Annotated in this window: 9 protein-coding genes and 1 tRNA gene; 5 read left to right on the top strand and 5 right to left on the bottom strand. The window is 61.2% G+C overall.

Going from position 1 to position 18553, the window contains the following annotated elements; genetic code table 11:
- Nucleotides 1-8: 8 nt before the first annotated feature.
- From ACVWY3_RS34585 to ACVWY3_RS34575, 3 genes are all read right to left on the bottom strand, one after another.
- The gene (locus ACVWY3_RS34585; protein WP_456842446.1) at nt 9-4499 is read right to left on the bottom strand and encodes a beta strand repeat-containing protein; all 4491 of its coding nucleotides are present in this window, start codon (nt 4497-4499) and stop codon (nt 9-11) included.
- Nucleotides 4500-4571: 72 nt separating this feature from the next.
- Nucleotides 4572-5129, bottom strand: a complete 558-nt coding sequence (locus ACVWY3_RS34580; RefSeq protein ID WP_456842445.1) for a hypothetical protein — start codon at nt 5127-5129, stop codon at nt 4572-4574.
- 134 nt (nt 5130-5263) lie between these two features.
- Nucleotides 5264-5782: a sigma-70 family RNA polymerase sigma factor gene (locus tag ACVWY3_RS34575; protein ID WP_456842444.1), complete on the bottom strand. Its 519-nt coding sequence runs from the start codon at nt 5780-5782 to the stop codon at nt 5264-5266.
- A gap of 1159 nt (nt 5783-6941) precedes the next feature.
- Between ACVWY3_RS34575 and ACVWY3_RS34570 the strand changes: the two genes are divergently transcribed.
- The 5 genes from ACVWY3_RS34570 (at nt 6942) to ACVWY3_RS34550 (ending at nt 17734) form a co-directional block, all read left to right on the top strand.
- A complete protein-coding gene (locus ACVWY3_RS34570; RefSeq protein WP_456842443.1) occupies nt 6942-7145 on the top strand; it encodes a hypothetical protein in 204 nt (67 codons plus the stop codon).
- 65 nt (nt 7146-7210) lie between these two features.
- Nucleotides 7211-7405, top strand: a complete 195-nt coding sequence (locus ACVWY3_RS34565; protein ID WP_456842442.1) for a hypothetical protein — start codon at nt 7211-7213, stop codon at nt 7403-7405.
- 90 nt (nt 7406-7495) lie between these two features.
- Nucleotides 7496-8668 (top strand): HlyD family efflux transporter periplasmic adaptor subunit, encoded by a 1173-nt coding sequence (locus tag ACVWY3_RS34560; protein ID WP_456842441.1) that lies wholly within the window; start codon nt 7496-7498, stop codon nt 8666-8668.
- Between the two features lie 3 nt (nt 8669-8671).
- A complete protein-coding gene (locus ACVWY3_RS34555) occupies nt 8672-11125 on the top strand; it encodes a peptidase domain-containing ABC transporter (protein ID WP_456842440.1) in 2454 nt (817 codons plus the stop codon).
- Nucleotides 11126-11854: 729 nt separating this feature from the next.
- Nucleotides 11855-17734, top strand: coding sequence for an AAA family ATPase (locus ACVWY3_RS34550; protein ID WP_456842439.1), 5880 nt, complete (start codon nt 11855-11857; stop codon nt 17732-17734).
- 140 nt (nt 17735-17874) lie between these two features.
- Here ACVWY3_RS34550 and ACVWY3_RS34545 read toward each other — a convergent pair.
- Nucleotides 17875-17949 (bottom strand) — tRNA-Val (locus tag ACVWY3_RS34545).
- A 75-nt stretch (nt 17950-18024) separates the two neighbouring features.
- Nucleotides 18025-18384, bottom strand: a complete 360-nt coding sequence (gene cpdR / locus ACVWY3_RS34540; RefSeq protein ID WP_007597092.1) for a cell cycle two-component system response regulator CpdR — start codon at nt 18382-18384, stop codon at nt 18025-18027.
- Nucleotides 18385-18553 lie beyond the last annotated feature (169 nt).

The following is an 18553-nucleotide window of genomic DNA, read 5'->3' as shown; positions in this document are numbered from 1 at the left end:
GCCTCCTACTACAGGATGGCGTCGTGAGGTGCAATGTGATCGATCGGTTGAGTCGTGTCGACGCTGTCAGGAGGCGGCGGCGCGGGTTTTTGGACATCGGCAACCACTGGCCCCGAGGTGTCGAGAGCCGAGGCGGCGTCCCCCGGAGAGACAGCATTCTGGAGGGGAACCGCGGTGTCGCTGCTGAGCGTGACGCCATAGTCGGTATACTGGCTTCCGGTGAACAGCGCATTTGAGGGAGGGGGTGGGGTGTCGTTCAAGGCGATCACATCGCCAGAGACGGCACTCGGATCGACGGTCGCCGCGGCATTCGACGTGCCCGTTGCCACATTGTCCGCGACGGAGTTCGCGGATGTAGGACCCTGGTTCGGTGCGTCAGTTGCGGTGGCGAGCGCGAGAAGGGTGTCGGCGGATCCGGGGGGTGGAGCACTGCTGGAGTCCAGGGTCGTATCAACCACCGGCGCTGCATTGGCAGGCGCTGCACTGGCAAGAGTGTCGCCGGCTACATTCCCGGCGTCGGCCGGATGTGACGTGTCGCTGCTCGGATCGGCCGGAGCGGTAGCTGTGTTGGTGAGCACCGGCTCGGTCGGGTCAGCGATCGGCGCGGCATTCGCAACTGCGTCGCTGGCTACGTTCGCAGCGTCGGCCGGATGTGATGCGTCGCTGCTCGGACTGGTCAAAGCAGCAGCCGTCGGGGTGAGCACCGGCTCGGTCGGGTCAGCGATCGGCGCGGCATTCGCAACTGCGTCGCTGGCCACGTTCGCGGCGTCGGCCGGATGTGACGCGTCGGTGCTCGGATTGATCGAAGCAGCAGCCGTCGGGGTGAGCACCGGCTCGGTCGAGTCAGCGATCGGCGCGGCATTCGCAACAGCGTCGCTGGCCACGTTCGCAGCGTCGGCCGGATGTGACGCATCGCTGCTCGGATTGGTCAGGATGGCGGCCGTTGGGGTGAGCACCGGTTCGGCCGAGTCAGCGATCGGTGCGGCAGTCGCAACGGCGTCGCTGGCCACGTTCGCGGCGTCGGCCGGATGTGACGCGTCGGTGCTCGGATTGATCGAAGCAGCAGCCGTCGGGGTGAGCACCGGTTCGGCCGAGTCAGCGATCGGCGCGGCATTCGCAACAGCGTCGCTGGCCACGTTCGCAGCGTCGGCCGGATGTGACGCATCGCTGCTCGGATTGATCGAAGCAGCAGCCGTCGGGGTGAGCACCGGCTCGGTCGGGTCAGCGATCGGCGCGGCATTCGCAACAGCGTCGCTGGCCGCGTTCGCGGCGTCGGCCGGATGTGATGCGTCGCTGCTCGGACTGGTCAAAGCAGCAGCCGTCGGGGTGAGCACCGGCTCGGTCGAGTCAGCGATCGGCGCGGCATTCGCAACAGCGTCGCTGGCCACGTTCGCAGCGTCGGCCGGATGTGACGCATCGCTGCTCGGATTGGTCAGGATGGCGGCCGTTGGGGTGAGCACCGGTTCGGTCGGGTCAGGGATCGGCGCGGCATTCGCAACGGCGTCGCTGGCCACGTTCGCAGCGTCGGCCGGATGTGATGCGTCGCTGCTCGGACTGGTCAAAGCAGCAGCCGTCGGGGTGATCACCGGCTCGGTCGGGTCAGCGATCGGCGCGGCATTCGCAACAGCGTCGCTGGCCACGTTCGCAGCGTCAGCCGGATGTGACGCGTCGCTGCTCGGACTGGTCAAAGCAGCAGCCGTTGGGGTGAGCACCGGTTCGGTCGGGTCAGCGATCGGCGCGGCATTCGCAACAGCGTCGCTGGCCGCGTTCGCGGCGTCGGCCGGATGTGGCGCGTCGCTGCTCGGATTGGTCAGGATGGCAGCCGTTGGGGTGAGCGCCGGCTCGATCATATCAACGGGTGCGGCAGTCGCAACGGCATCGCCAGCTACATTGGCGAGCTCCGGCTCGTCACTGGTCGCAATACGCGTAGCCAGCGCCGACTCCGTGATTTCAAGAGCTGGCGAACTGTCAAGGGTGTCAGCGCCGGCGCTGTCCAATGCAGCCATTTGCGACAACAAGGTCGACTGGCTATCTGCACCCGTCTTCGCGCCGGCCATGTCGTAGGGCAACGTACTGGCGGTGTCGGCCACGGTCGTGAGCACCGGCTGCACCGTCGCCTCCACCGGCGCAATCACGCCGCCCACGTCGCTTGCCAGCGTGCCGGCGGTGTCGCTCACGGTCGTGAGCAGCGGCTGCGCCACCGCCTCCACTGGCGCAATGGTGCCGGCCACGTCGCTGGGCAGCATCCTGACGGTGTCGGCCACGGTCGTGAGCACCGGCTGCACCGTCGCCTCCACCGGCGCAATCACGCCGCCCACGTCGCTTGCCAGCGTGCCGGCGGTGTCGCTCACGATCGTAAGCGCCGGCTGCACCTCGGCCGCGATCGGCGCGATCGCGCCGGCCATGTCGTAGGGCAACGTACTGGCGGTGTCGGCCACGGTCGTGAGCACCGGCTGCACCGTCGCCTCCACCGGCGCAATCGCGCCGGCCACGTCGCTTGCCAGCGTGCCGGCGGTGTCGCTCACGATCGTAAGCGCCGGCTGCACCTCGGCCGCGATCGGCGCGATCGCGCCGGCCATGTCGTAGGGCAACGTACTGGCGGTGTCGGCCACGGTCGTGAGCACCGGCTGCACCCTCGCCTCCACCGGCGCAATTGCGCCGGCCACGTCGCTTGCCAGCGTGCCGGCAGTGTCGGCCACGGTCGTGAGCATCGGCTGCACCGTCGCCTCCACCGGCGCAATGGTGCCGGCCACGTCGCTTGCTAGCGTGCCGGCGGTGTCGCTCACCGTCGTGAGCAGCGGCTGCGCCACCGCCTCGACTGGCGCAATGGTGCCGGCCACGTCGCTGGGCAGCATGCTGACGGTCTCGGCCACGGTCGTGAGCACCGGCTGCACCGCCGCCTCCACCGGCGCAATGGTGCCGGCCACGTCGCTTGCCAGCGTGCCGGCGGTGTCGCTCACCGTCGTGAGCGCCGGCTGCACCTCCGCCGCGGTCGGCGCGATGGCACCAGCCATGTCGTAGGGCAACATGCTGGCGGTGTCGGCCACGGTCGTGAGCACCGGCTGCACCGGCGCAATCGCGCCGGCCACGTCGCTTGCCAGCGTGCCGGCGGTGTCGCTCACCATCGTAAGCGCCGGCTGCACCTCCGCCGCGATCGGCGCGATCGCACCAGCCATGTCGTAGGGCAACATGCTGGCGGTATCGGCCACGGTCGTGAACACCGGCTGCACCGTCGCCTCCACCGGCGCAATCGCGCCGGCCAGGTCGCTTGCCAGCGTGCCGGCGGTGTCGCTCACCGTCGTGAGCAGCGGCTGCGCCACCGCCTCGACTGGCGCAATGGTGCCGGCCGCGTCGCTGGGCAGCATGCTGACGGTGTCGGCTACGGTCGTAAGCACCGGCTGCACCGTCGCAATCGCGCCGGCCACGTCGCTTGCCAGCGTGCCGGCGGTGTCGCTCACCGTCGTGAGCGCCGGCTGCACCTCCGCCGCGGTCGGCGCGATGGCACCAGCCATGTCGTAGGGCAACATGCTGGCGGTGTCGGCCACGGTCGTGAGCACCGGCTGCACCGGCGCAATCGCGCCGGCCACGTCGCTTGCCAGCGTGCCGGCGGTGTCGCTCACCGTCGTGAGCGCCGGCTGCACCTGCGCCGCGATCGCACCAGTCATGTCGTAGGGCAACGTGCTGACGGTGTCGGCCACGGTCGTAAGCGCCGGCTGCACCTCGGCCGCGATCGGCGCGATCGCACCAGCCATGTCGTGAGGCAACATGCTGGCGGTATCGGCCACGGTCGTGAACACCGGCTGCACCGTCGCCTCCACCGGCGCAATCGCGCCGGCCAGGTCGCTTGCCAACGTGCCGGCGGCGTCCGCCACGGTCGTGAGCACCGGCTGCGCCGCCGTCTCGACCGGCGCGGTCCCTCCCCCCGCGCCGTTGTCGAAATTGCCGACCATTCCAAGCAGCTGGCTGTTTCCGAGGTGGGAATTCGCTGACAGCGCGTTGACGGAACTGACGTCGATTGAGATTGGAGCGTCCTGCTCGGGGGAATCGGCATCATCGCCGCTTCCGCCGTCCCCGCCCAATGCGGCCGCGACAGCCTCACTGCGAGAGGAGCTCGGCGTGGCCGCCCCTTCATGTAGCTCCGCTTGAAGTCCAATCGGATCGAGCTGGGTCGCATGCGCCTGCGACGAGTGGGCGGCTCCCTTGGCCATCTCATCCTCTGCACTCGTTTTCCGCGCATCATCCATCGGCTGAACATCGTTTGTCACGTGCGGCGCGCCTGCCTGAGCGGCTTTCGCATCCTCCTCCTCGGCCGTCGCGGAATTGAACGTGGCAGCAAGAAACTCTTCTCTAGCGATCAAGGGGGCAATGGCAATGAAGAACGGCCAGGTTAAGAAGCTGAAAGAGCCGATTCGCTTGTCCAAACGCTGCGACCCAGCCTCGAAGATCTTTCGCTCTTGTTCGAACAGTTCACGCTTTTCTACATCGTTCATGATCGCCACCGTTCAACTCGTTCGTTACAAAGCAACTCGCACCGGGCGGCATTCACCGCCGGGCGCCGCTCTTTCGGCGCATCAGGCATCCGTGTTGTGTGACGTGTCCGTTGCCGCGTCGAAATGCCCTACGTCGACGTGATCCGCGTCCACCGGCCCCATCTGGCCGATGGCGTATTCGAGCGCATCGTCGGACGACATCGAAGCGAGCGCGCCGTGTATGTCACTCACATGATCCGGACCGTGCGAGCCGAAATCACCATGCGAGAAATCGAACCTGGCCAGCGCTTCGCCGGGATTACCATAGGTGTCACCCCCGCCGGCGTCGTCGGACCGAAGGTCGCAAGAATCCTTCGGCTGATAGTTGTGGTCCTTGGCGTCCGTCCAGCCAACATGATACTTGGAGTAGTCGCCCGGGCCATCTGTCGACGAGCCATCCTTTCCGCCAAGCTTGGAATACTCGTCGTTGTCGCCGTTCTTCGAGTAGACGCCGCGCCCCCCATGATCGTCATTCCACTTGGACTGCTTGCCGTCGCTGCAGTCGTCGGGCTTGCTTGGCGTGCATTCCTGCGTTGGGACACCGATCCCCAAACTCTTTGTCAACCCGAAAATGCTCGTAATGCTGCTCAGGATAGACATGATTGCGTTCCTCCCTGCAGGTTTGCGACGGCAAGGGCATGCGTCATGGGCACATGCCCCCGGATCACTGACCGTCACCCCTACTGTCGCCGACGCACACCGATGGATGCAGCGGCGAAAAATAATTTCACGCCTTATGCGAGCTGCCGCCGCAGGGCCACGAGCTCTCTCCGGATCCACGCCTTGACAGTTCCGACTGGAACCCGGAGGTATTCGGCGATCTCTTCATGTGTGCGCCCGTCGACGATCGCCAGAAGCAGGGTCGCGCGGCGCTTTGGCTCGAGTTGATCGAGCATGGTCCTGAGCGTCATGCTATCTGGGATAGAGGCGGCGGGGTTCCGGATGGTCTGTTTGCGCGCGCAGATGGCGTTCAATGTCTCGTCCTCCAGGGCGAATTCGCGCCTGGCGTTCTCCTGCATCTTGAGTGCCGTGTTGCGGACGATTGTGTAGATCCAGCCTCGCGCGGATCCGCGGGCAGGATCGAAGTTTTTGGCGTATCGGAGAATTTGCGCGAATGCATCGTGGACGACGTCTTCCGCACGCGACCTGTCGTGGACGATGCGGTGCGCCATCGCGCGCAACTGCTCCTTTTCACGGGCGTAGATTTTGCCGAGGGCCGACTGCGATCCCGAGGCGCAGTCAAGAAGCGCCATCTCGTAATTAAGAGCTGTCTCGCAACGATAGGTGTTATGCCGCGCCGCACCGGAGCGAGACTCTGGCTTCGTGAAACCAACGCATGGATGGGGCATGGTCGAAGTCACCCCTCATAAAGCAGGTACGCTATTACCCTTCCCGCGCAGGGAGACTGCCTACTGCGTTCGAATTGCTGCAGTATAAAATTGTCAAGTTCTAAATCGAAATCGGCTAACTCAAGTCAACACAGTCGACTTTCGTTCCGGAAATTTTTCAAAAATTTTTCCAATCGCCAAAACGCGACGTGGTCGACAGTGTAAGCGGCCGCAAACGGATCAAGCTCGCTAGCTCGGTGAGCCGGCCGCGAGCAGCAACGTGAATTGCCTCTGTTCGGAGAGAGTTGGAGGCGGCCCGTCATTCGTATTGTTCAGGCCCGCCGAAGCCGTTGCAAACCACGTTTGCCCGCGGCCGCTTGCGGACTGACGCCATGTTCTCGAGCGAAACGTCTTCGACGTTGTCATTTTGCGCGGCGGCTTTTTCGAAGAGAGCCGCAGCGGCCGCCGCCGGGTGGCACTGTCCGCTAATTGGCGTTTTACGACTTCAGAGCAGGCATCGGATCCAACTTCGATACTGTGTAACGTCTTCGAGGGTCAATCGCAGCCCTTCAAAAAGATCGGTATCGCTACCCTCACATTTTCCACCCTCTATACAAAATACAAACCTGCCCGCAACGCGCTCACACTGTCACGACTGCAAGCCTTTGCGCTGCTCATCGGAGCGGTGACGTGCGCCGCTATTGCGATGAGTGCGGCTATCGATGGAAGCCATGCCGCCTCTCGGGGGCGTACCAGCCCATGGCGTCGCAACGCATTTTCCTTCGGAAGACACGATCTCGCATTTCTGCCGCCGCCATCGAAGATATCGTCAATCAGAACGTCCAACTCACTCAGACGAAACCGCACTGACCCCGAACTTCAAGGCGCCATGCTTTCGTCGCTGTCGATTCACGATGAGGACGAGCGCGTAGCACGTACCACACAGCAATTTGCGCGAATTTGCGCGACGGTCATCCCACAGAAAAATTGTGCGACAGTGCATCCAGATTTACGCCTTGCAACTAGTTAGAACGTGGCAGCAGTCACAGCGATATCCCACCACTTACATCGAAAGGAGACCAACATGGAGAAGATGGACAAGTTTACTCATCCTATGGAGCTGTCTGATCAGGAACTCGATCTGGTTGCAGGCGGTGGCGGCCATCGTTGTTGCGGAGGAAACGAAAACAACGGCGGCATTGGCGGCCTCGTCGGCATCGGATTCCTCAACGACAACAATGTCGCGATTCAGGTTGGAGCTGGAAACGTCGCCGTCCAAAGAACGTAGCGACCCAATCTGCTCGTCCCCTGGGCGGTGCAGCGCCGCCCAGGGGGCCGCAGGAGCGAGCTACAATGAGCTACATCGCTGCCGCACTGCCGTCGCAGGTCAGTTTCTTTCGGCCCGGACGCTGGGCCAACCACTTTCCCGATAATGAGGCGCGGTTCTCCATCGCATTGTGGGGTACCGTTCGCAGCCGTGGCGCGGCGGAAGCTATCGAGTTGAGAGAGATATCGCGCGTAGCCCTTAACGTAACGAACGAAAGCTAACTAGGTGCATCCATGGCGGCTCGACCAGCTCTATTTCGCCAGGAAGCAATCGACTTTCTACGTCAGCGCCATAGCTGGGGAGAGGTCGTATTGCTGCAACCGCTATCGAGCACGCTCCTTAGCTGGAGCGTTGGAGCGCTCGTTGTACTCATTTTGTGTTTTCTCTCCATCGCGCAATACGCACGCAAGGAGACCGTCTCCGGGTATCTCACGCCTACCTCCGGCACGGCTAAGATTTTCGTAACACAACAGGGTTTCATCAAAGGCATACATGTGAAGGAGGGGCAGGAGGTTGCGGAGGGTGACCCGCTCCTGACCGTAGTCACTTCCCAAATCACCGCCAATGGCGACGACGTCAATGCCACCGTACTTGGAGTGCTGACCCAGCAACGCAATGTGGTCGAGCGACAAATCGATGCGGAAGATCGCCGAACCGCCTCGGAACGGGATCGCCTCGCTTCCACGATCCAAGGGATTGAAGCAGAGATTGCTCAGCTCGAGGACCAGCGAAACATCCAAAACGAGCGACTGAAGCTTTCGGAGGGTTTCGTATCAACCGGCGCCAAGCTAACTGCGAGCGGAGCATTGCCAGCGATTGAGCTGAAGCGCCGCGAACAGGCTGCACTTGAGCAAAAACAGAGCGTGGTATCGCTCGATCAGCAGATCATCGCGCGACGCACCCAATTGACAGACGCTCAGCATACACTCGAGCAACTCCCGACCGTTACTGCAGAGAGGATCCGGGTGCTGCGCAATGATCTCTCCTCGATCGAACAGCGCATCGCCGAGGTGAACGGGCGGCAGGCTTACGTCATCAGGGCACCAACGAATGGGCGCGTGTCCACGCTGCAGGCGACTGTTGGCCAGGTCGCTGATCCACGGCATATGCAGCTCGAAATCATTCCCGTTGATGCGCAGTTGCAGGCGGAGCTGTTCTTTCCGACGCGCGCGTTTGGTTTTGTGCGCCCCGGCCAGCACGTTAGGATACTTTACGATGCATTTCCGTATCAGAAATTCGGCACCTACCGCGGCAGCGTGACAAAAGTCTCTCACACCATTCTGACCGCCAACGAAACGACCGGGCCGATCACCCTCAAGGAACCGGCTTACCGTGTGACTGCGGCGCTCGAGCGGCCCGACATCGACGCCTATGGCCGGAAGATGCCGCTTCAGCCGGACATGCTGCTTAGGGCCGACGTTATCCTTGAGCAGCGCTCCCTGATGAGGTGGCTGCTTGATCCGGTGTTAAGCGCAAGGATGTAGCGCATGCAAAGCCTACTGAATTTCAGCGGACGCAGATTCCTTCCGGTCATCAGGCAGACGGAGGCGACGGAATGCGGGCTCGCCTGCCTCGCAATGGTAGCGTCCTATCATGGTCATCGAACGGACTTGAACAGCCTGCGGCGCCGGCATCCAGTATCCCTGAAAGGCGTCACTCTCCGCGACCTCATGGAGATAGCAGCTCACCTGGGACTGGCATGCCGGCCGCTGCGAATCGAAATGGGCCATCTCTGCCAGTTGCGTCTGCCGGCCATTTTGCACTGGGACATGGCTCATTTCGTTGTACTGAAAGCGTACAGGAAGAAAGGGATTGTGGTGCACGATCCGGCGGGCGGAGAGAAATGGTTTCCCCTCACTGAAGCATCTAGACATCTCACCGGGGTCGCGCTCGAACTGTCGCCAACTGAAGAGTTCTGCCGCACAGACGAGAGAGTGCGATTGCCGTTCTCGGTATTTTGGAGCGGAATGAACGGAAACACTCATGCGCTCGCCCAAATATTTGTTCTCTCAGTTGTCATCGAAATTCTTCTCCTTGCCGCCCCGTTCTACATGCAGCTCACAGTTGACGAGGTCATAGCCAGAGGGGACGTCGATCTCCTGGTCGTACTCGGGCTAGGATTCGCGCTCCTTCTCCTGATACGGGTCGCGTCAGCCGCGACACGCTCGTTCATTATTCTTGTTCTGCAGAACACCTTGAGCTTTCAAATCGGCGCCCGCCTGTTTCATCATCTAGTGCGTTTGCCACTCTCATTCTTCGAAAAGCGGCACATCGGCGACATCCTTTCTCGTTTCAACTCGATCGAGCCGATCCGCAACGTGCTCGCGGAGGGACTGATCACGGGCTTGATCGACGGGCTCATGTCGGTGTTGATGCTGGCCTTGATGTTCACCTACAGCGTCCAGCTCGGACTTGTCGTGCTGCTCGCATTCGCGCTGTATGCCGGCTTGCGGCTCGCACTTTTCAAAATGTTCCGACAACGAAGCGAAGCGGCCATTCACAGTAAGGCAGACGAGAATTCCACCTTCATCGAAACCGTGCGTGCGGTACAAAGCCTAAAGTTGCTCAACCGAGAGAACGAACGGGAAAGCCAATGGCTGAACCGCTATGCTGCGTATATAAATGCCGTCGTGCGGCTTGGTCGCGCGAGGATCAGCTTCAAAGCGATGAACGACACGATCTTCGGCCTCGAAAACGTCATCACAATCTACCTCGCGGCTCGCCTCGCACTGGACAACCTCATCACGGTTGGCATGATATTCGCGTTTGTCAGCTACAAGCTGCAGTTCGCCGAGCGGACAGCGCTGCTGATAGAGAAGCTGGTGGATGTCCGCATTCTCGGATTGCATTTGGAGCGTCTCGCAGACATTGCGCTCACTCCGCTGGAGCGTGGGCACGATCGGGACCTGTCGTATCTCCGACAGATTCGCGGCGCGATCGAACTGCGCAACGTGTGCTTCCGCTATGCAGAAGGAGAGTCTCTGATTCTTAGTAATGTCAATCTGTGCGTCGCTCCCGGACAATTCGTGACGATCATGGGACCGTCGGGCTGCGGCAAGTCAACTCTTGTCAAGATTATGCTTGGACTGCTCGAGCCAACGAGCGGAGAAGTTCTGATCGACGGCCTTCCGCTGGGCCAGATCGGACCGCGGGCTTATCGCGAGCAAATTGGCGCGGTGATGCAGGAGGATCAATTGCTATCAGGATCGATTGCCGACAATATCTGCTTTTTTGACACAACATTCGATCTGCAAGGGATGATCGAGTGCGCGCGGATTGCCGGCATTCACGACGACATCATGGCAATGCCGATGAGCTACAACAGCCTCATCGGTGACATGGGAAGCTCGTTGTCTAGCGGGCAGAAGCAGAGAGTACTGCTTGCGCGCGCGCTTTATCGCCGACCAAAGATCCTGTTTCTGGATGAGGGCACGGCACATCTCGACACCGAGAAGGAAAAAGAAATCAATGCGAATCTCCGGCAGCTGAACATGACGCGGGTGAGCGTAGCGCACCGGCCCGAAATTACCGAGGGAGCGGATATGATCATCCATCTTACCTCGGCGAGTGAGCCGTCCCAAGTCAGGATTGCAAGCCCCAGCCCAGCGGCGGCTCCCGCGTGCGATGCTGGTTCCACCAGGCTTGCCGTAGAGGGTGCAAGATCGGCCGAGGCCGCATCGGCCGGCGAGGGCCACGATGCCTGCTCCGATCACGGCCGCACGCGCGATAACGCGCATCATGCCGGGACGGACAACTACTCGGAGGACAGCCGGTTGGACCACTCCAAGCATGTTGGTGGCGACGAGTGCCAGCCGCACCAAGACGGCAGCCAGCTAAAGAAGCACGATTGCACCACCGAGCCATCCGACCACCGCGGCAACGGCGGCGCCATTCGTAATCCGGGTGAAGCGCTAGCCAAGATCGACTTCTCGCGATATTGATCTCGGCTCGCATTGTCCTGGATCACTCGGTTGACCTACGGGGCGCGCTCCATTTCTGCGCGCGAAACGCCATCTCATTAGCACGGTCGGTTACTCGGTCGGAGAAAAAACGGCCTCGCAACAATTCAGCATGCGGTTGCGCAGGGCCAAAGCTGCGCGAGGGTGCATCCAGATCGTCGGCTTTCGACTAGACACAACATGACAGCTACTACAGCAATTGGCCTGCGCCGGATGCCGGGAAGCAAGCGCGAGCGGCTATGCCTGGGTTCTCTTTCTTAGGTTGAAGCGATGGACGTGCATGAAAAGATAATCGATGATCCAATCGGCGACGGGCTGGGCGACCAAAGCCGCCGACCTGCTCCAACTAGATCATCCGCGCCTTGGTGACCCGCAAGCTGCGTACTCTGAGCGTTGCGCAGTCAAACCGAAGCGAAGTTCGGCACGAAGTGACATAGATGCGCTGGATCAAGCGATGTGCTGTCAGCGGCTGACGCGCCACAGCAGCGCCCCTGTTCCGAGAGCGCTGGGCGGGCATAAACCAATGATTGTGAGAAAGTCTCAGCAGACGATCCGCGCCGCTTCTTCGCCGTGCTATGGCCGGCACCGCAGCTTACACTGGGCACATCCCCGCGTCTGTGTCAGAATCTGCGTTCAGGACAGTACCTCCTCGCCCTGCATTGGGTCACTTGGAGGCTTCCGGTTGAACCCCTCGTTTTCGGTTCGACGCGCATGGACAACAGGTTCCAACTGCTATGGGAGGACGATGCCCGGATCTTTTGCCGGGCTTCGTGCCCGGATTCCAATGCCACTTGCAGAGCTGTATTGGCGGTACTTCCCAAGGCGACGCACGCTTCCTCCGGCATCCTCGATCGACTGGCTCACGAATTCGAACTGAAGGACCAGCTGGATGGCGCGTGGGCAATGCAGCCGCTCGGGCTGGAGTACGACGGCGGTCACCCTGTTCTGCTGCTTGAGTATCCTGGCGGCCAGCCACTTGAGCAGTTGCTTGGCGCGCCCATGGATATCGAACGCTTTCTGCGACTGGCGATCGAAATCGCGAGCGCCTTGAACAAGGTGCATCAGCGAGGCCTCGTTCACAAGGACGTGAAACCGGCGCATATACTGGTAAACTGCGACGACGAACGAATCCGGTTCTTCGGATTCGGTATCGCTTCGCGTCTCGTCCGGGAGCGACGTACGCCCGGCCCGCCCGAGTTCATTGTGGGCACGCTCCCCTACATGGCGCCCGAACAGACCGGGTGGATGAACCGCTCGATCGATTTCCGTAGCGACCTCTACTCGCTTGGTGTGACGCTCTATCAAATGCTGACAGGCTCGTTGCCGTTCACTGCGGCACATTCAATGGAGTGGGTCCATTGCCATATTGCGAGAAAGCCGGTAGCGCCCAGCGAGCGCTTGAGCACTGTACCGAGTGCAATCTCGGCCGTAGTACTCAAGCTGCTCGCCAAGTCCGCCGAGGAACGCTATCAGAGCGCGCTGGGCCTCGAGCATGATCTACGCCGGTGCCTGCGTGAATGGGAAACCGGACGCGGGATCGAAGACTTTGCACTCGGGCAAAATGACGCGCCCGACCGACTGCTGCTCCCAGAAAAGCTCTATGGAAGAGACCGCGAGATTGACATCTTGCTGGGCGCGTTCGACAGCATGCTCAAGAGTGGCGTGCCGGAATTGGTGCTGGTTTCCGGCTGTGCCGGCGTCGGCAAGTCCTCGGTGGTCAATGAGCTCCATCATCGGCTCGTTCCGGCGCATGGACTGTTCGCGTCGGGCAAGTTCGACCAGTACAAGCGCGATATTCCGTATTCCATGCTGGTCGAGGCCTTTCAGCGCCTCGTGAGGTCTCTTCTGAGCAAGAATGACGCCGAGCTCGCGAACTGGCGCCAAGCCTTTCAAGATGCGCTGCGCGCAAATGGCCGACTTGTAGTCGACCTGATTCCCGAATTGAGGCTGATCATGGGAGAGCAGCCGCCGGTCCCTGACCTGTCGCCCTTGCAGGCACAAAACCGCTTCCACCACGTCTTGCGGTGCTTCATTGGGGTATTCGCGCGTTCCGAGCATCCGTTGGTACTTTTCCTCGACGATCTCCAGTGGGCCGACGCCGCCACGCTCGATCTGGTTGAGGATCTATTGACCCGGACCGATCTGGAATACCTGATGCTGATCGGCTCCTTTCGGGACAACGAGGTCACCGCCGGCCATCCGCTACGGCGGCGACTTGAGGCCCTAGAGAACGCTGGCGCAAACGTGCAGCAGATCAGTCTTGCGCCGCTTGCCGGCGAACACATTTCGCGGCTGATTTCTGATGCTCTAGGCTGCGATTTGCTGCATGCGGCGCCGCTCGCGCATCTGATCCACGATAAAACGGCCGGCAATCCATTCTTCGTGAATCAGTTCCTCCACGCACTCGCCGCGGAAGGCCTCGTCCGCTTTGATCATGACGCGGTGTGCTGGTGCTGGGATTTGGACCGCATTCACGCAAAGGGTCACACCGACAATGTCGTGGATTTGATGATTGCAAAGCTTGCACAGCTGCCGGCTGACACACAGAACGCGCTGCGGGAGTTGGCCTGTCTCGGAAATTTTGTCGAAACCACGACACTCTCGATCGTCCTCGGGCGCTCCGAGCAGCAGGTTCATGCGGCGCTCTGGGAAGCGGTCCGCCAGGAATTGATCGAGCAACAGGCCGGCGCCTACAGGTTTGTCCACGACCGCATACAAGAAGCCTGCTACTCGCTGATCCCGGATCATCAACGCGCGGCGCTCCATCTACGAATCGGACGGCAGTTGCTGGCGCAGACATTCGGGGAGAAGCGCGAGAAGGCGATCTTCGCGATCGTCAATCAGCTCAATCGCGGCGCGGCCTTGATCACCTCCCGAGATGAACGCGTGCAGCTTGCGGAGTTCAATCTGACAGCCAGCCTGCGCGCGAGGGCATCGGCGGCCTACGCGGCGTCGCTCAATTACGCCGCGACCGGCGCGGCATTGTTACCGCACGACCGTTGGGAGCGCTTCCAGCGGCTTGCTTTTTCGCTCGAGTTGCAGCGCGCCGAATGCGAGTTCGTGACCGGCGCTGTCGTTGAGGCGGAACAGCGCTTACAGGAACTGACGACGAGAATCGCGAGTGCAACTGACCTTGCAGTCGTCGCACGCCGGCTGGTGGATCTGTATACGGCGCTCAGCAAGCCGGACCGCGCGGTTGGCGCCGGGCTCAGCTGTCTGGAGCAACTCGGGATTCGATGGGTGGCCCACCCAAGCGACGATCACGTCCGACAGGAGTACGAGCGCGTCCGATCTCGTCTCGGAGACCGAGCCATCGAGGAGGTGTTGGATCTGCCACTGATGACCGACCCGCTCGCACTGGCCATCTTGGATCTTTTGACGGCCCTCATGCCGCCCGCATTCTTCACCGATACGAACCTTCGCTCGCTGGTGGTCATCAAAGCGGTGGATTTCAGCCTGGAGTGGGGGAACAACGATGCTTCGTGCGTTCCCTACGTCATGTTCGGCGCCATTGCCGGCGCACGCTTCGACGACTATGAGGCGGGGCTTCGATTGAGCCGTATCGGCACTGAGCTGGTCGAGCGGCGCGGATTTTCGCTCGTTCAAGCGCGGACCTACCTGAACTATGGCAACCTTGTCCTTTCATGGACAAAGCCCCTGCAGCATGCGCGAGACGCGTTTCGACGCGCGTTCGAGGCGGCGAGCAACAGTGGCGATATCACTTTCGCGGCTTTCAGCTGCGCCAGCCTGAACACCAATTTCCTTGCGGCGGGCGATCCGCTTGCAGAAGCACAACGCGAAACCGAGCACGGATTGCAGTTGACCGAGAAAGCGAAATTTTCGCTCATCGGCGACATCATAAAGTCGCAGCTTGGGCTGATCCGGATGCTGCGCGGCCTGACGCGCCGGTTTGGCACTCTTCACGACGATCACTCCGACGAGCTTCGGTTCGAGCAGCATTTGGCCGCTGATCCGGCACTCGCATTGCCTGAGAGCTGGTACTGGATCCGCAAGCTGCAAGCATGCTTCTTTGCCGGCGACTATGTGTCGGCCGTTGCCGCCGCAGCCAGGGCTCGGAGCCTACCGTGGTCACCACCTCAGCTATTCGAAACGGCGGAATACGAGTTCTATGCAGCACTGTCCCACGCCGCATGCTGCGATTTTGCCTCCCCTGAAGAACGGGAAGGGCATTTTGAAGCGCTGAGGGCCCATCATCAGCAGCTCGAACTGTGGGCGCAGAATTGCCCTGAGAGCTTCGCAAATCGCGCTCTCCTCGCCGGCGCAGAAATCGCGCGCCTCCAAGGCAGAGAACTTGAAGCGGAGTGTCTTTTTGAACAAGCCATCCGCTCCGCCCGCGGCAACGGCTTCGTCCACCACGAGGGACTCGCTTACGAATTGGCCGCGCGCTTTTACGGCATGCGTGGCTTCGAAGAGTTTGCTCGCATCTATCTTCAAAAAGCACGCGAGTGCTACGTTCGTTGGGGGGCCGACGGCAAAGTGCGGCAACTTGAGAATATCCGTCCGTACCTCAAGGAGGAGAGATCAGAGCCTGGCCCGATGAGCACCATCGGGGCGCCAGTCGAGCATCTCGACCTCACTACCGTGATCAAGGTGTCTGAAGCGGTCGCAGGCGAGATGGTGTTGGAAAAGCTCATCGAGACCCTTATGCACACGGCAATTGAACAAGCAGGCGCTGAACGGGGCCTGTTGATCCTGTCGCACGAGAACAACGAGGCGCGCATCGAGGCGGAAGCCACGACAACCGACGAGAGAGTGACCGTCGAACTGCGCGATGCAGCGGTGACCGAGGCTCTCCTTCCGGAATCCGTTCTCTATTACGTAATGCGGACCAGAGAATGTGTTGTTCTCGAAGATGCCGCTTGCCAACCTCCTTTTGCTACGGACCCCTACGTTGGTCAGCGCAAGCCTCGTTCGATTCTTTGCTTGCCTCTGATCAACCATGGGAAGCTTATCGGGGTGCTCTACCTCGAGAATACACTGACACCCGACGTTTTCGCTCCCGCGAGAGTCGCGGTTCTAAAATTGCTTGCCTCACAAGCGGCAATCGCGCTGGAAAATGCGACTCTGTATCGCGATGTCAGAGAACGCGAAGCGAAGATCCGGCGCCTCGTCGACGCCAACATCATCGGGATCATCATCTGGGAGCTTGAAGGTCCCATTCTGGAGGCCAATGACGCGTTTCTGCGCATCGTGGGGTACGATCGTGAGGATCTCGCCTCTGGCCGCCTGCTCTGGACTGCCCTGACGCCACCGGAATGGCTCGACCGACACGAACGATGGTGGATCCCGGAACTCAAGAAGATGGGGAGCGTACAGCCGTTCGAGAAAGAGTATTTCCGCAAGGACGGGAGTCGCGTGCCGGTCTTGATCGGAATGGCTGCGTTCGACGAGCAACGGGACCAAGGTGTCTCCTTTGTCGTCGACCTGACGGAGCGTAAACGGTCCGAGGAGGCTCTGCGGGAGAGCGAAGAGCGCTTTCGAACTCTCGTACAGTTCTCTTTCGACGTGTACTGGGAATCAGATGCGAACCACCGCTTCATCCGCCAGGAGTTCGCCGAAACCATTGCTGACGCGCCCGCCTCGGGCTCTGAACTGGGTAAAACGCGCTGGGAAGTGCCCTACTTGGAGCCCGACGAGGAGGCTTGGCGCAAGCATCGGGAGACGCTCGATGCGCACCTGCCGTTCCGCGATTTCGAGCTCGCGCGCCCTACGAGCGACGGCCGGAAGCGCTACGTCTCCGTCTCGGGGATGCCGGTCTTCGACAAGTCCGGCCAGTTCATCGGTTATCGCGGCGTGGGACGCCACATAACCGAACAGAAGCGCGCTACGGAGGCCCTGCGCGAGATGCAGAGGGAGTTGGCACATGCCAACCGCCTCGCCACCATGGGCGAACTGACGGCCTCGATCGCCCACGAAGTAAGCCAGCCGGTCGCCGCGGCATCCATGAATGCTAGTGCGGCCGCGCGGTTCCTCGACAGAGACCCACCGGATCTAGAGAGGGTCAGGCAATCACTGGACTGGGTGATGAACGATACTGCGCGCGCCCGCGACATCATCCAGCGAATTCGCGATCTCATCAAAAAAGCACCGCCCCGAAAGGATAGTTTGGACATTAACGAGGCGATCCGGGACGTGATTGAGCTTACCCGCGGCGAAGCGATGAAGAACGGCGTCTCGGTACAGACGGAACTTGCACACAGCTTACCGCTTGTGCAGGGCGATCGTGTCCAATTGCAGCAAGTCATCCTCAATCTGATTGTCAATGCCGTCCAGGCAATGGGCACTGTGGCGGACGACGCCAGAAGGTTGCTTATCGCCACCCGTGCGGTCGACCCTGACCGTATTCTTGTCGAGGTGCAGGACTCGGGACCGGGGTTGGCAGTGGAGAATCCCGAGCACGTCTTCACCCCCTTTTACACGACGAAGCCGGGTGGGCTCGGTGTGGGACTGTCCATCTGCCGTTCCATTGTTGAAGCTCATGCCGGGCGCTTGTGGGCGACCCCTAGCCTGCCTCGCGGCGCGACTTTTCACTTCACCTTGGCGGTCCGTCCCGCAGACGCTACGCGATGATCTCCGGTTGGCTTTTAACTTCTGTGCCCAGCCTCGTGCGATTCCGCGCGCTCCTCTTCGAGCCCTTGTTCGACATAGAGGAAGCGTCGAAACCACCTCTTCAGGCCTCAGGCGCAAGGCGACTAAGTCATTGAAGAGGATGGTGGGCACGACAGGGATCGAACCTGTGACCCCTACCATGTCAAGGTAGTGCTCTCCCGCTGAGCTACGTGCCCTAAAAGTCCACTTGCGTCGGGTGGGGTCCCTATAACGGCTCAGGGGAGCGTGCGCAAGGACGGAACGGGCCTGATTTAGGCCGCCAGCATCTTGTTCACTTCGCTAACCAATTCGCGCAAATGCACGGGCTTGGACAGCACCTTGGCATTTTTGGGGGCGTCCGAATCCGAGTTCAGGGCGACCGCGGCAAAACCCGTGATGAACATGATCTTGATGTCGGGGTCGAGTTCCGAGGCCCGGCGGGCGAGCTCGATGCCGTCCATTTCCGGCATCACGATGTCGGTCAGCAGCATCTCGAACGGCTCTTCCCGGAGCCGCTGATAGGCGGCCATGCCGTTGTCGTGGGACGAGACCTGAAAACCGGCGTTTTCCAGCGCCTTGACCAGGAAACGGCGCATGTCGTTGTCGTCTTCGGCGAGCAGGATCTTTGGCATGGCAGGAAACGTCGAATCCCCAGAGGATATCAGCAGAAGTCACTAAGCCCGATAGACGGTAAATTTGGGGTGAAAATCTTTACCCTCGCGGCCCGCGCTGCCGGCTCCTTGTGAACCCGATCGAGCTGCGAATCAATCAAGCCGGCCGCGCCGATCCCCACCTCGATGG

The organism is Bradyrhizobium sp. USDA 4486, from assembly GCF_054057995.1.
This window is presented reverse-complemented; position numbering and strand designations above follow the sequence as displayed.

What these genes read in the sequence shown, in the direction of transcription:
- ACVWY3_RS34580 (WP_456842445.1), bottom strand. Translation starts at nt 5,129, where the DNA reads ATGTCTATCCTGAGCAGCATTACGAGCATTTTCGGGTTGACAAAGAGT.
- ACVWY3_RS34575 (WP_456842444.1), bottom strand. Translation starts at nt 5,782, where the DNA reads ATGGCGCTTCTTGACTGCGCCTCGGGATCGCAGTCGGCCCTCGGCAAA.
- ACVWY3_RS34570 (WP_456842443.1), top strand. Translation starts at nt 6,942, where the DNA reads ATGGAGAAGATGGACAAGTTTACTCATCCTATGGAGCTGTCTGATCAG.
- ACVWY3_RS34565 (WP_456842442.1), top strand. Translation starts at nt 7,211, where the DNA reads ATGAGCTACATCGCTGCCGCACTGCCGTCGCAGGTCAGTTTCTTTCGG.
- ACVWY3_RS34555 (WP_456842440.1), top strand. Translation starts at nt 8,672, where the DNA reads ATGCAAAGCCTACTGAATTTCAGCGGACGCAGATTCCTTCCGGTCATC.
- ACVWY3_RS34550 (WP_456842439.1), top strand. Translation starts at nt 11,855, where the DNA reads ATGGACAACAGGTTCCAACTGCTATGGGAGGACGATGCCCGGATCTTT.
- cpdR (WP_007597092.1), bottom strand. Translation starts at nt 18,384, where the DNA reads ATGCCAAAGATCCTGCTCGCCGAAGACGACAACGACATGCGCCGTTTC.